The organism is Streptomyces sp. NPDC005576 (assembly GCF_042871745.1).
Taxonomy (GTDB): Bacteria; Actinomycetota; Actinomycetes; order Streptomycetales; family Streptomycetaceae; genus Streptomyces.
Window position 1 is genome coordinate 300,342 of sequence record NZ_JBIAJC010000009.1, and the last position, 12,515, is coordinate 312,856.

The window sequence follows — 12,515 nt, forward strand, 5'->3', positions numbered from 1 at the left end:
GTTACGGTCTGGCCCCATGACCTGGCTGCCCGAAGACTTCGTCCACCCCACCCATGTGCCCGTACCCGGCACCGCCGTCCATCTGCGGCCGATCCGGGAGGCGGACACCGCGATCGACTACCCCGCGGTGATGGGCTCGCGGGAACGCCTGTGGGAGATGTTCGGCCCGGCCTGGGGATGGCCGCCGGAGTCGATGACCTACGAACAGGACCGCGCCGACCTGCTCCGCCACGAGGAGGAGATAGCCGCGCACCAGTCCTTCAACTACGCCCTGCTGGACGAGGGGGAGACGGCGCTGCTCGGCTGCGTCTACGTCGACCCGCCGGGTCGCGCCGGTGCGGACGGGGAGATCTCCTGGTGGGTGGTGGACGACCTGGCCGGCGGCGACGTGGAGCGCGCCCTCGACGCGTTCGTGCCCCAGTGGATCGCCGCCGCCTGGCCCTTCCGGCAGCCCCGGTACCTGGGCCGCGACATCGGCTGGACGGAGTGGCTCGCGCTGCCGCCCGCCCCGTGACGAGGCGGGGGGCGGGGGAGCGACCCGGTCCGCACGGGTGAACCAAAAGTCGGACTTGCCCGCTCTTGCGGCTACGCTCGCCCCATGAGTTGGCTCCGGGCCCTGAAGGAGACCGCACGCTCGGGGTTCACGGTCGAGCGGACCCGGCTGGAGCCGCTCGTCGCGTTGCGCGGCGCCATCGGACTGGCGCTGGTGGTCGAGACCGCGCTCGCGCTCTTCGGGCCGGTCATCGCGGCCAGTTCGGCGTTCGGGGCGTTCCAGGCGGCCATCGCCACCTTCCAGCGCAGCTGGCGCCCCCGCCCGGTGCTCGCCCTGGTCTCCGGGGTCAGCCTGAGCGTCTCGACCTTCGTCGGCTACGTCGTCGGCCCGTACCACCTGCTCTTCCTCGCGGTCCTGGTCCTCTGGACCTTCGTGGCCGGGCTCTGCTGGGCCGCGGGTCCCACCGGCGGCATCCTCGCCTCCTCCAACGTGGCGATCATGCTCGTCACCATCACCCTCCCCACCTCCGTCGAGGACGCCGCCGCGCACGCCGGGATGATCGTCGTCGGTGGGGTGGTGCAGGCCTCCCTGATCGTGCTCTTCCCGGTACGCCGGTGGGGCGCCCAACGCGACGCGCTCGCCGACGCCTTCGCCGCCGAGGCCGACTACGCCCGCCGGCTGCGCCACGACCCGATCGCACCCTTCGACCCGGAGGCGCTGATGGCGGCCCGCGACGCGGCGGCCGTCTCGCCGCGCGAGGCCCGCCACCGCCCCGCCGAACTGCACGGCGCCCGGATCGTCGCCGAGCGTCTGCGACCGGTGCTGGCCTCCCTGGCCGACCCCGCCATGGGGGTGCCCGAGGAGGGCCCGCAGCGCGACCGCGCCCGCGCCCTGCTCGGGGCGGCCGCCTCGGTCCTCGACGCCGCGGCCCGCGCGGTCCGGCACGGCGACCCGGTACGGCTCGGCGCGCCGGACCTGGCGGTGCTGGAGGAGCCGGAGACCGGCGGACTCACGACCGGCCCGCCCAGACGCGCCTCGGACCGGCTGATCGCCCTTCTCCACGACGTCGTGGAGATCGCCGAGGGCGCCGGAACCCGCCACGGCTCGGAAGCCGATCCCGAGACCCCGCACCGCCGCCGCCCGGGCCTGATCAAGCTCGTCCCGCTCGTGCTCGGCCGGATGCGCGGCGAGTTCCACCGCGGATCGGCGATCCTGCGGCACGCGATCCGGGTCACCGCGGTCGCCACGGGCGGCTACTTCATCGGCGAAGTGCTGCCCCTCGGCCACGGCTACTGGGCCCCGATGGCTGCGGTCATGGTGATGCGGCCGGACTTCTCGCAGACCTACGCCCGCTCGGTGGCCCGCTTCGGCGGCACCATCGTCGGAGTGGGGTTCGCCACCGCCGTCGTGCAGCTCGCCGACCCCGGACCCGAACTTTCCGCCGCGCTGGCGGTCTGCTGCGCCTGGCTGATGTACCTGCTGATGCGCACCGGGTACGCGGTCGGCCAGGTCTGCATCTCGGCGTACGTCGTCTTCCTGCTCGGCATGGCGGGCTCCGACTGGTCCCAGACGGTCCCCGAACGCATCGTGCTGACCCTCGTCGGCGGGGTGCTCGCGATGGTCTCGTACGCCGTCTACCCGGCCTGGGAGACCCCGCGGCTGCGCAACCGGCTCGCCGGGTGGCTGATCGCGGTCGGGCGGTACGCCGCCACGGTCATCGACCAGTACGCGGCCCCGGCACTCCGCAGCGAGGAGGACGTACGGGCGGCCCTCCTCGCCTCCCGCGAGGCCCGGGTCGAGTGGACGGAGACCCTGAAGAAGGCCCAGTACGAGCCGGTGCGGCACCGGGGCATCTCCCGGGCGGCCGCCACTGACGCCCAGCACGCGCTGTCACAGCTCGGCCGGGCCGCCATGCTGCTGGAGGCCCACCTGCCGGACCGGGCGGCGACCCCCGTACGCGGTGCGGCGGAGCTCGCCGACGCCCTGCGCGGGGCGACCGAGAAGGGCGCCAAGGCGGTGCGTGAGCGGCGGGTCCCCGAATGGGGCCCGGTCGCCGAGTCGGTGGCGCAGTGGGACTTTCTCGACGCGCCCCACGACGAGGAACCCGAGCCGGGAGAACCCGTGCCCGACCCCGTCGTACGGCGGGGAGCGGCGCTTCTGCTCGACGCGCTGGTGGAATTGTCGTTCGCGCTCGACGACCGGGGAGCCGTCCCCAGCAGCCGGAGAGCCAAACCGGCCCACGACGCGGAAGAAGCGGAAGAAGCGGGAGAAGGGGCCGAGGCGGAACCGGAAACCCGTTGAAAAGCATGTGAGTCGGAGAGGGGGCCCGCTCTTCCGGTCCGCACGGGAACGGCCGCGCCGGGCTGCCTCGATGGGTCCAGGACAGGGCCCGGCACGGGGGCCGGGACGGGACCGGGTGGGGGACCGGGGATCGTCGAGCGGGCTCTCCCAGGAGGATCTTCCTGCGGTACGCGGGCAATTTCGTCGCGTCTTCACGGCTGCCGTAATCGCTGTAATCAAAGGAACACCCCGCGTGCACGTGCATTTGCCCATGCATTGGCATGTGAATTACCGCTATGATCCAGGTTGGTTGACGGATGGTTGACGCTTGCACCTTGCAACTCGGGGAGCTTTCTGTGCACGACGTGTACAACGGCATGGCGGCCACAGGGCTTCACGGAGTCGTCTGGCAGAAGAGCAGACACAGTAACTCCCAAGGATCTTGCGTGGAGTTCGCGAAACTTCCCGGCGGAAATGTGGCCATGCGCAACTCCCGCCACCCGGACGGTCCGGCCCTCGTGTACACGCCGGCGGAGATCGAGGCGCTCCTACTGGGCGTCAAGGACGGGGAGTTCGACCATCTGGCGTCCGGCGCCTGAGCGTGACGGGGAGTGCCGCGTGCGGCGCGGCGGGCGCGCGGGCGCCGGGGCCGAGCCGGTGGGAGCCGACGCGCGGCCGGGCGGGACGTGGGGAGGGCCGGAACGCGACTCTCCTTCGCGTTCCGGCCCTGTGACGCATGGTGATGCGTGGTGATGCGTGGCGGCGCGGTGACCCGTGCGGGCTTCCGCACACGCCGACCCCATCGACCGGCACCTCTTCAGCGCGGGTGGTCCGCCACCTCGTCGGTTCCCGTCAGCAGGAACACTGCCCAGACGACCTTCCCTTGCGGTGTCCTCGACGGCCCGGGTGCCCCGGGTGCCTGGGCGGGGTGCCAGCCCCAGCTGTCGCTGAAGGACTCCACCAAGAACAGCCCCCGGCCCGACTCGGCGGAGTCCTCCGCCTCACCCGCCATCGGACTCTCCCGGCTGGGGTCGCGCACCGCGCACACCAGACGGGTGGCGCAACGCGCCAACTGGAGCCTCACCGAAGGAATGTTGGGGTCGCGGGCGACGTCGGACGGCAGCGCGTGACGCAGGGCGTTGGTGACCAGCTCGGAGACGACCAGGGCCACATCGTCGAAACGGCTTTCCAGCTGCCACTGACAGAGCGTCGTACGGGTGAAGTGCCGTGCGGAGCCGACTGCTTCGTATCTCGCCGGGAGGGTGAGGGAGGCCGACGCGGTGATCGCCGCGGGATCGGTGGGGGGCAGGCCGCGCCGTAACGGTTCGAGCGTCGTCGATCCATCAGTCCTCATACGAGGTGCTCCCGGGATTTCGCGGCTGCGAGCGGCACTGCCTGTGAGCGGTACTGCGGGGACACAGCGGCACAACACGAACGATCACGCAGGTGCGCAAGGCCCATGCTTCCGAATGCTTGGAGCAGATGCAAGGGCAGATGCACGTGCACGTGCCGGACCTGCCCGATACCGTGGCGGTTCCGGGGTATTTCTTCCGTCCAGCAGTTTTCCATGACTCCGGCAAGTCTTCCCCTCTCTGTAATCGAATGAGTACGGCCCGAAGCGTTTTGGTGGCAGAATCCGGTTCTCGGGGTTCGGGGGGCCTCGTTGCCCGGGAAAGCTATGGGGAGGGTCGTCCAGTGTCGGCAGGCGAGTCGAGTGGATCCGTGGTGCGCCGCATCCTGCTGGGCTCTCAGCTCAGAAGGCTGCGCGAGTCGCGCGGAATCACACGTGAGGCGGCCGGCTACTCCATCCGGGCCTCCGAATCGAAGATCAGCCGCATGGAGTTGGGACGGGTGAGCTTCAAGGCAAGGGACATCGAGGATCTGCTCACGCTCTACGGAGTCGCGGACGAGGCGGAGCGCGAGTCGCTGCTCGGTCTGGCGCGCGAGGCCAACGTGGCGGGCTGGTGGCACAGTTACGGTGACGTGCTGCCCGGCTGGTTCCAGACGTACATCGGTCTGGAGGGAGCGGCATCCCTCATCCGTATCTACGAAGTGCAGTTCGTGCACGGTCTGTTGCAGACCGAGGCATATGCGCACGCCGTCGTCTCGCGTGGCATGCGCGGGGCTCCCGAGGCGGAGATCGAGCGCAGGGTCGCGCTGCGTCTGGAGCGGCAGAAGGTGCTCGTGTCGGAACGCGCGCCGGACTTCCACGCGGTGCTCGACGAGGCCGCCCTGCACCGGCCCTACGGTTCACGCGAAGTGATGCGCTCCCAATTGCGGCATCTGCTGGAAATGTCGGAGCACTCCAACATCTCTCTCCAGGTGATGCCTTTCAGTTTCGGCGGGCACGCGGGAGAAAGCGGCGCGTTCACCATGCTGCGTTTCCCCGAATCGGACCTGTCGGACATCATCTTTCTGGAGCAGCTCACCAGCGCGCTCTATCTCGACAAGGCCGAGGACGTCCAGCAGTACGAAAAGGCCATGGTCCGGCTCCGTGCCGACAGTCCCGGCGAGGGTGAGACCCGGGATCTCCTCCACAGACTGCTTCAACAGAGCTGATCCACGCGTACGATGACGTTCAATCAGGAGTGTGCGTACGCCTGCAGTAAGGGATTGCATGTCCTTCTTCCATGAACTGGCCCATCAGTACATCGATGGCGAATGGCTGACCGGCAGCGGTTCGTGGGACATCATCGACGTCAATCCCTACAACGGCGAGAAGCTCTGCGCCATCACGGTCGCGACGGCCGCCGAGGTGGACCGGGCGTACCGCGCCGCCGAACGCGCGCAGACGGCGTGGGCCGCGACCCGCCCGCACGAGCGGCAGGCCGTCCTCGTACGGGCGTTGGCCGTGGTCGAGAAACGCGCCGACGAGATCGCCGCGGCCATCGTCGACGAACTGGGCGGGACGCTGCCCCGGGCGCGGTACGAGGTCGACCTCGGCCGGGAACTCCTGCGCGAGGCGATACGCCAGGCCGTCCGCCCGGTCGGTGGGCTGCTGCCCGCGGCGGTGGACGGCAAGGAGAACCGGCTGTACCGGCGTCCCGTCGGGGTCGTCTCCGTCATCAACGCCTTCAACTTCCCCTTCGTCGTGGCGATGAAGTCGGTCGCGCCGGCTCTGGCGCTCGGCAACGCGGTCGTGATGAAGCCGCACCAGAACGCCCCGGTCGTCGGCGGCGGTCTCGTGGCACGTGTCTTCGAGGAGGCCGGGCTGCCGCCGGGCCTCCTCAACGTGGTGGTCACGGACAGTGCCGAGATAGGCGACGCGTTCATCGAGCACCCGGTGCCCGCGGTGGTCTCCTTCACCGGCTCGGACCGGGTCGGCCGTCAGATAGCGGCCCTGGCCGCCCGCCAGTTCAAACGGTGCGTACTCGAACTCAGCGGCAACAGCGCCCTGGTGGTGCTGGACGACGCGGACGTCGGCGCGGCGGTCGACGCCGCCGTCTTCAGCCGGTTCTTCTTCCAGGGCCAGGTCGGCATGGCGGCCAACCGCATCCTGGTCGACCGCCGGGTGGAGAAGGAGTTCACCGAGCGGTTCGTCGCCGAGGTGTCCCGGATCGCCGTCGGGGACCCGCACGACCCGGCCACCCGTATCGGTCCGGTCATCAACGCCTTCCAGGCCGACGCGCTGTCCGGACTGGTCTCCGAGGCGCTCGACGCCGGAGCCACCGCGCTGCTGCGCGGCCGTACCCGGGGCAATGTCGTGGAGCCGACCGTGCTGACCGGGGTGCCGGCGGGCTCGCCCCTGCTGGCGCAGGAGGTCTTCGGGCCGGTGGCCGTGCTGATCCCCTTCGACGGGGAGGACGAGGCCCTGAGGATCGTCGACGACACCCCGTACGGGCTCAGCGGGGCGGTGCACACCGTCGACGTGGAGCGCGGGGTGCGGTTCGCGCGGCGCGTCCGCAGCGGGATGTTCCACGTCAACGGCCCCACCGTGCAGGACGATCCGCTGGCCGCCTTCGGGGGCGAGAAGATGTCCGGCCTCGGCCGGCGGAACGGCGACGCGGTGGTGGACGCCTTCACGACGACGCACTGGATCTCGGTCCAGTACGGCCGTACGGTCTTTCCGTTCTGAACGGTTCGCGCCCGGGAAGCATTGAGGACAGTGGTTGTCCGCATGGGCTCGTAGCGTGAGGGTGTCGATCGGGGCCACGGGGGCTCCGGCGCGAGACCCCAGGACGGTCAGCATGGTCACCCACGTGTCCGAGACGCACCACGACGAGCGGGCCACCCTCCTCGCCTTCGTGGAAGCCCAGCGCGGCGCGATCCGCCGCACCCTGCTCGGCCTGACCGAGGAGCAGGCGGCGAGCCGGCCGAGCGCCAGTGAGCTCTCCCTCTCCGGACTGGTCAAGCACGCCGCCGAGACCGAGCTGAACTGGCTGCGGATGGCGCAGCGGCAGCCGAACGAGAAGGCGCGCACCCAGGAGACCTGGGGGGACAGCTTCCGGCTCGTCGGCGACGAGACCGTGCCCGGGATGCTGGCCTTCTGGGACGGGGTGGTGGCCGAGACCGAGAAGTTCATCCGGTCGGTACCGGACCTCGAGGACACCTTCCCGCTGCCCGAGGCGCCCTGGTTCCCGAAGGAGGCGGAGGTCTCCATGCGGTGGCTGCTGGTCCACCTGGTCGAGGAGACCGCCCGGCACGCAGGGCACGCGGACATCATCCGCGAGTCGCTGGACGGGAAGACCGCCTTCGAGCTGATCGCCGAGAGCCGCAAGTAACCTGTCCGGTCGGCCCGTTCAGTGGTGGAACGAGGTCGCGGCGCCCTTGTCGCGGCTCAGCGGGCGCTCCTGCTCCCGCAGTTCGGGCAGCAGCGCCCGCAGGTCGTCCAGGAGCAGGGCGGCGAGGTCGGACGAGAAGCCGTTGCGGCAGACGATCCGCAGCACCGACAGGTCCTGCCGGTTGGCCGGGAAGGTGTACGCGGGCACCAGCCAGCCGTGCTCGCGCAGTCGGCGGGACACGTCGAAGACGTCGTACGCCGTCACGTCCGGCGTGGTCGTCAGGGCGAAGACCGGCAGTTCGTCGCCCCGGGTGAGGAGACGGAAGTCGCCGAGGGCCTCGATCCGTGTCGCGAGTCCCCGGGCCACGTCGCGCGAGCTCTGCTGGACGGCCCGGTAGCCGTCCCGGCCGAGCCGCAGGAAGGTGTAGTACTGCGCGACGACCTGGGCGCCCGGCCGGGAGAAGTTCAGCGCGAAGGTGGGCATGTCGCCGCCGAGGTAGTTGACCCGGAAGACGAGCTCCTCGGGCAGGTCCTCGGGCGTGCGCCAGAGCGCCCAGCCGACGCCCGGGTAGACCAGGCCGTACTTGTGGCCAGAGGTGTTGATGGAGGACACCCGGGGGAGCCGGAAGTCCCACACCAGGTCCTCGTCGAGGAAGGGCGCGACCATGGCGCCCGAGGCGCCGTCGACGTGGACCGGGATGTCGAGCCCGGTGCGCTCCTGGAGGGCGTCCAGCGCCTCGCAGATGCCGGCGATCGGCTCGTACGAGCCGTCGAAGGTGGAGCCGAGGATGCCGACGACCCCGATGGTGTTCTCGTCGCAGAGGTCCGCGGCGGCCTGCGGGTCGATGTGGAAGCGGTCGCCCTCCATGGGCACGAGCCGGGCCTCGACCTCCCAGAAGTTGCAGAACTTCTCCCAGCAGACCTGCACGTTGACGCCCATCACCAGGTTGGGCCGCGCGGTGGCCGGATAGCGGTCGGGGTTCTTCGCCGCCCAGCGCCGCTTCAGTGCGAGGCCCGCGAGCATGCAGGCCTCGCTGGAGCCGGTGGTGGAGCAGCCCACGGCGGTGGCGGGGTCGGGGGCGTTCCACAGGTCGGCGAGCATCGCCACGCACCGGCGCTCCAGTTCGGCGGTGCGCGGGTACTCGTCCTTGTCGATCATGTTCTTGTCCCGGCACTCCGCCATCAGCACCCCGGCCTGGGGTTCCATCCAGGTGGTGACGAAGGTGGCGAGGTTGAGCCGGGAGTTGCCGTCGAGCATCAGCTCGTCGTGGACGAGCCCATAGGCGGTGGACGGCGGGAGCGGGCCGTCCGGCAGCCGGTGCGTCGGTGGGGCGGAGGTCATGCCCGCGGTCGGATCGGCCTCACCGAAGAAGGGGTTGAGGGCGAGCTCGCGGCTCTTCCCCGAGTCGTCCCTGCCGTGTGATCCCTTGTGGAGCGCCATGCCCGCCCGTCCTCTCGGTTCGCGGCCCCGGTCGCGGGGGCCCGGCTCCCGCCGTTCTCGTCCGCCGGGTTCAGCCCGCCACGGCGAGACCGGCCTTGATGGCCCGGGTGAACTTCACGACGCGCTCGGCCTGTACGCGCGCCGCCGTCAGCGTCTGCTCACCGACCGGGATGTCCCCCTGGCCGGCCACGTGCGAGGTGCCGTAGGGGTTGCCGTCGACGAACTTCGAGGGGTCGGTGTACCCGGGGGCGACGAGGATGCCGCCGAAGTGGTGGATGGTGTTGTAGAGCGCGAGGAGCGTCGACTCCTGGCCACCGTGCGTGGTGGCGCTGGAGGTGAAGCCGCTGTAGACCTTGTCGGCCAGCGCGCCGGCCTGCCAGAGCCCGCCCAGGGTGTCGATGAACTGCTTGAGCTGGGCGGCCACGTTCCCGTACCGGGTCGGCGAGCCGAAGATCACCGCGTCGGCCCAGACGATGTCGTCGGCGACGACCTCCTGGATGCCCGCGGTCTCCCGTACGTTCGCGGCCCAGGCGGGATTGGAGTCGATGGCGGTCTGCGGGGCGAGCTCGGCGGCCCTGCGCAGCCGTACGTCGGCGCCGGCCTTCTCCGCGTCCTCGGCGAGCGCTTTGGCGATCGTCGCGATGGTGCCGGTGGAGGAGTAGTAGACGACGGCGACATTGACGGGCGTGGACATACGAACTCCTCCGGGCGTCGGGCGGTGCGGGCCGTACGGCGGGGAGTCCGCGTGCGGCTCCACCGGGCCGTACGCATGTGACGATACGGACAAATGGCCCATTCGGCACGTTCGATGGGGCATCGCCGGGGCCGGGGTGAGAGGCGGGCCCCACCGCAGCTCCACCGCGCCGCCGCGGCGCCGCTCACCGGAGCGCCGTCCCGTCCTTGCGCAGTTGCATCTGGGGCCGCCCGGTCACCAGCAGCCATGCGGGCAGTGTCGCCACGCAGAGCACCGGCAGCACCGTCATGTCGCTCACCAGCACCGCGGCGGTGAAGAGGCTCAGCCACCCCTGCCGGGTGACCGCGAGGAGCACGCCCAGCACCGCGCAGGCGACGGCGAGCGCGGGTGGTACCGCGTCGACCAGGGCGTGCGCCGCGAGCCCGAGGGCGGCCCCGGCGAAGACCGCCGGGAAGATCCGGCCACCCCGGAAACCGCAGGTGGCGGCCACCACCAGTGCCGCCATCTTCACCACCGCCATCCCTGCGAACTCCCCGGCAGACCAGCCGTCGGGCGACGCCGCCAGCTCCTTCACCTCCTCCAGTCCCTTGAAGAGGGTCAGATGGCCCCCCAGCGCGCCCAGCAGCCCCAGTACGAGGCCGCCGGCGCCGATGGCGAGCACCGGGTGGCGCAGCGCCTCGAACGCCCGGTGCGTCCACGGCACCGCCAGCACCCCGGCCATGCCCAGCACCGCCGCCGCCGAGGCGATCACCAGCGCGGCGAGCAGATCGCCCCAGCCGGTGTGGGTGTAGTCGGGCAGCGACAGGTCGAAGCTGGGATGGTCGGCGAGCGACATGGTCAGCGCCCCCGCCGTTCCCGCCGCGAGCGGACCGAAGAGGCGGTCCCAGAGGGCCCCCGGGCCGGGCCGTGAGGCGAGGATCTCGGAGAGGATCAGGGCGGCGGCGACCGGCGTGCCGAACAGGGCGCCGATCGTGCCCGCCGCCGCCAGCGCCACCCACAGTTCGGCCGGTGAGCCGGGGGCGAGCCGCCGGCCCAGCCAGAAGGCGAGGGCGATGTTCGCCTCGGTGATCGGGTTCTCCGGGCCGAGGCTCACCCCGCCCGCCAGCGCCAGCAGGGTGACCAGCAGCAGCCCCGGTACGACCCCGGGGGAGAGCGGGGTGCCGACCAGCCCGGTTGTGGCCGGGTCCGGGCCCGCGTGGCCGTGCACCAGGTGGACGGTGATCCCCACCGCGATACCGGTGGCGGTGAGCATGACGATCATCCAGAGCGAGGAGTACCGGCCGACCCCGAGCGCGTCCGGGAGGTTCTCCCAGAGCACGTCCTGGAGCCCTTCGGCCAGCAGGCTCACCCCGAGGAGGATCAGCGCCGAGGCGACGCCCACCACCAGCGCCGGCAGCACGACGGGCAGCAGCCGCCGGGCGGGCGTGGGGCCGGGCTCCGGGCCCGGCGGACCACCGGGGGCCGGGGCGGAGGGCGTCGCGGGCGGGGGTGAGGTGGGGGCCACCGGCACACCCTATCCACGCAAAAGCCGCATAACGCGCAGTTTCCGGTGGATGTCGATCCGCCGGAGGAAGCCGGAGGAAGCCGGAGGAAGCCGGAAGCAGCCGGAAGCAGCCGGAACCCGGTGGGCCTACAGCTCGCTGATCACCACGGCCGTCCCGTACGCGCAGACCTCGGTGCCCACGTCCGCGGCCTCGGAGACGTCGAAGCGCATCATGAGCACCGCGTTCGCGCCGCGCGCCCGCGCCTGCTCGACGAGGCGCTCCATCGCCTGGTTGCGGGTCTCGACCAGGGTCTTGGTCAGACCCTTCAGCTCGCCGCCGACCATCGACTTCAGCCCGGCGCCGATCTGGCTGCCCAGGTGGCGGGAGCGCACGGTCAGCCCGAACACCTCGCCGATCACCCGGGTCACCTGGTGCCCGGGTACGTCGTTCGTGGTGACGACGAGCACCTCCGCCCGGTCGCTCTGGCCGCCGCCGTAATCCTCGATGCCCATGGGTGACACCTCCTGCGGTCCAGCTTTGCCCCGGTTCGTGTCGTGCGCACGCTCACCGCGTCCACTGGAACCCGGAGCCCGTCCGGGGCGTTGATAGCTTGGGGCGGCCACGCAGCCGCCCAACGATCGATCCTGGAGCCCGGACCCTTGAATACGCTTGCGCTCGGCCCGAGCTGGCTGGACCCGGACCATCTGATCAACACCTTCGGACTCCCCGGCGTCCTCCTCGTCGTGTTCGCCGAGTCCGGACTGCTGATCGGGTTCTTCCTGCCCGGTGACTCCCTCCTGTTCACCACGGGCCTGCTGGTGACCACCGGCCAGCTGCACTACCCGCTCTGGCTGGTCTGCGTGCTGATCGGGCTCGCCGCGATCGTCGGGGACCAGGTCGGGTATCTCTTCGGCCGCAAGGTGGGGCCGTCCCTCTTCAACCGGCCGGACTCCAAGCTCTTCAAACAGGAGAACGTCGAGAAGGCGCACGAGTTCTTCGAGAAGTACGGCCCGAAGTCACTGGTGCTGGCCCGGTTCGTGCCGGTGATCCGCACCTTCACGCCGATCATCGCCGGTGTCAGCCGGATGAACTACCGCTCGTTCCTGATCTTCAACATCATCGGCGGCGTCCTCTGGGGCGTCGGCGTGACCGTGCTCGGTTCGGTGCTCGGCAAGATCGACTTCGTGCACGAGAACATCGAGCTGATGCTCATCCTGATCGTGCTCGTCTCGGTGGTGCCGATCGCGATCGAGTTCCTGCGGGCCCGTTCCAAGGGGAAGAAGGCGGCCTCGGCCCGGCAGGCCGACGACGAGGACCGCACCTCCGGCAGCGGCCCCGCCGCGGGCCGTCGCGGCCGTCACGCCAAGCGCTGACCCCGCTCCGCACCTCGTACGCACCCGGCG

The 12,515-nt window shown here is 70.9% G+C and carries 12 protein-coding genes; 7 read left to right on the top strand and 5 right to left on the bottom strand.

The window, feature by feature from the left end:
- Window positions 1–16 precede the first annotated feature (16 nt).
- The 3 genes from ACFYPN_RS18460 (at window position 17) to ACFYPN_RS18470 (ending at window position 3,372) form a co-directional block, all read left to right on the top strand.
- Window positions 17–514 (top strand): N-acetyltransferase, encoded by a 498-nt coding sequence (locus ACFYPN_RS18460; RefSeq protein WP_358761150.1) that lies wholly within the window; start codon window positions 17–19, stop codon window positions 512–514.
- An 84-nt stretch (window positions 515–598) separates the two neighbouring features.
- Complete coding sequence (locus tag ACFYPN_RS18465) at window positions 599–2,794, top strand: FUSC family protein (RefSeq protein WP_389299337.1); 2,196 nt, start codon at window positions 599–601, stop codon at window positions 2,792–2,794.
- Window positions 2,795–3,129: 335 nt separating this feature from the next.
- Complete coding sequence (locus tag ACFYPN_RS18470) at window positions 3,130–3,372, top strand: DUF397 domain-containing protein (protein ID WP_327180091.1); 243 nt, start codon at window positions 3,130–3,132, stop codon at window positions 3,370–3,372.
- A gap of 218 nt (window positions 3,373–3,590) precedes the next feature.
- Here ACFYPN_RS18470 and ACFYPN_RS18475 read toward each other — a convergent pair whose 3' ends face one another.
- Window positions 3,591–4,127 carry an ATP-binding protein gene (locus tag ACFYPN_RS18475; RefSeq protein WP_389299339.1) on the bottom strand — a complete coding sequence of 179 codons (537 nt, stop codon included), beginning with the start codon at window positions 4,125–4,127 and terminating at the stop codon, window positions 3,591–3,593.
- A gap of 341 nt (window positions 4,128–4,468) precedes the next feature.
- Between ACFYPN_RS18475 and ACFYPN_RS18480 the strand changes: the two genes are divergently transcribed.
- The 3 genes from ACFYPN_RS18480 to ACFYPN_RS18490 all read left to right on the top strand — a co-directional run bounded on the left by ACFYPN_RS18480 (window position 4,469) and on the right by ACFYPN_RS18490 (window position 7,494).
- Window positions 4,469–5,332, top strand: coding sequence for a helix-turn-helix domain-containing protein (locus ACFYPN_RS18480; RefSeq protein ID WP_389299343.1), 864 nt, complete (start codon window positions 4,469–4,471; stop codon window positions 5,330–5,332).
- Between the two features lie 58 nt (window positions 5,333–5,390).
- Window positions 5,391–6,848 (top strand): aldehyde dehydrogenase family protein, encoded by a 1,458-nt coding sequence (locus ACFYPN_RS18485; protein WP_358761146.1) that lies wholly within the window; start codon window positions 5,391–5,393, stop codon window positions 6,846–6,848.
- A 112-nt stretch (window positions 6,849–6,960) separates the two neighbouring features.
- Window positions 6,961–7,494 carry a DinB family protein gene (locus tag ACFYPN_RS18490; protein WP_358761145.1) on the top strand — a complete coding sequence of 178 codons (534 nt, stop codon included), beginning with the start codon at window positions 6,961–6,963 and terminating at the stop codon, window positions 7,492–7,494.
- Window positions 7,495–7,512: 18 nt separating this feature from the next.
- Here ACFYPN_RS18490 and ACFYPN_RS18495 read toward each other — a convergent pair whose 3' ends face one another.
- From ACFYPN_RS18495 to ACFYPN_RS18510, 4 genes are all read right to left on the bottom strand, one after another.
- Window positions 7,513–8,934 (bottom strand): glutamate decarboxylase, encoded by a 1,422-nt coding sequence (locus ACFYPN_RS18495; RefSeq protein ID WP_358761144.1) that lies wholly within the window; start codon window positions 8,932–8,934, stop codon window positions 7,513–7,515.
- A gap of 70 nt (window positions 8,935–9,004) precedes the next feature.
- Window positions 9,005–9,628 (bottom strand): NAD(P)H:quinone oxidoreductase, encoded by a 624-nt coding sequence (wrbA, locus tag ACFYPN_RS18500; protein WP_358761143.1) that lies wholly within the window; start codon window positions 9,626–9,628, stop codon window positions 9,005–9,007.
- Window positions 9,629–9,812: 184 nt separating this feature from the next.
- Window positions 9,813–11,132 carry an ion channel protein gene (locus ACFYPN_RS18505; protein WP_389299348.1) on the bottom strand — a complete coding sequence of 440 codons (1,320 nt, stop codon included), beginning with the start codon at window positions 11,130–11,132 and terminating at the stop codon, window positions 9,813–9,815.
- A gap of 126 nt (window positions 11,133–11,258) precedes the next feature.
- Entirely contained in the window at window positions 11,259–11,624 is a 366-nt protein-coding gene (locus tag ACFYPN_RS18510; protein WP_358761142.1) for a YbjQ family protein, read from the bottom strand.
- A 147-nt stretch (window positions 11,625–11,771) separates the two neighbouring features.
- Between ACFYPN_RS18510 and ACFYPN_RS18515 the strand changes: the two genes are divergently transcribed.
- Window positions 11,772–12,485 (top strand): DedA family protein, encoded by a 714-nt coding sequence (locus ACFYPN_RS18515; protein ID WP_389299351.1) that lies wholly within the window; start codon window positions 11,772–11,774, stop codon window positions 12,483–12,485.
- The last annotated feature ends 30 nt before the right edge of the window (window positions 12,486–12,515 follow it).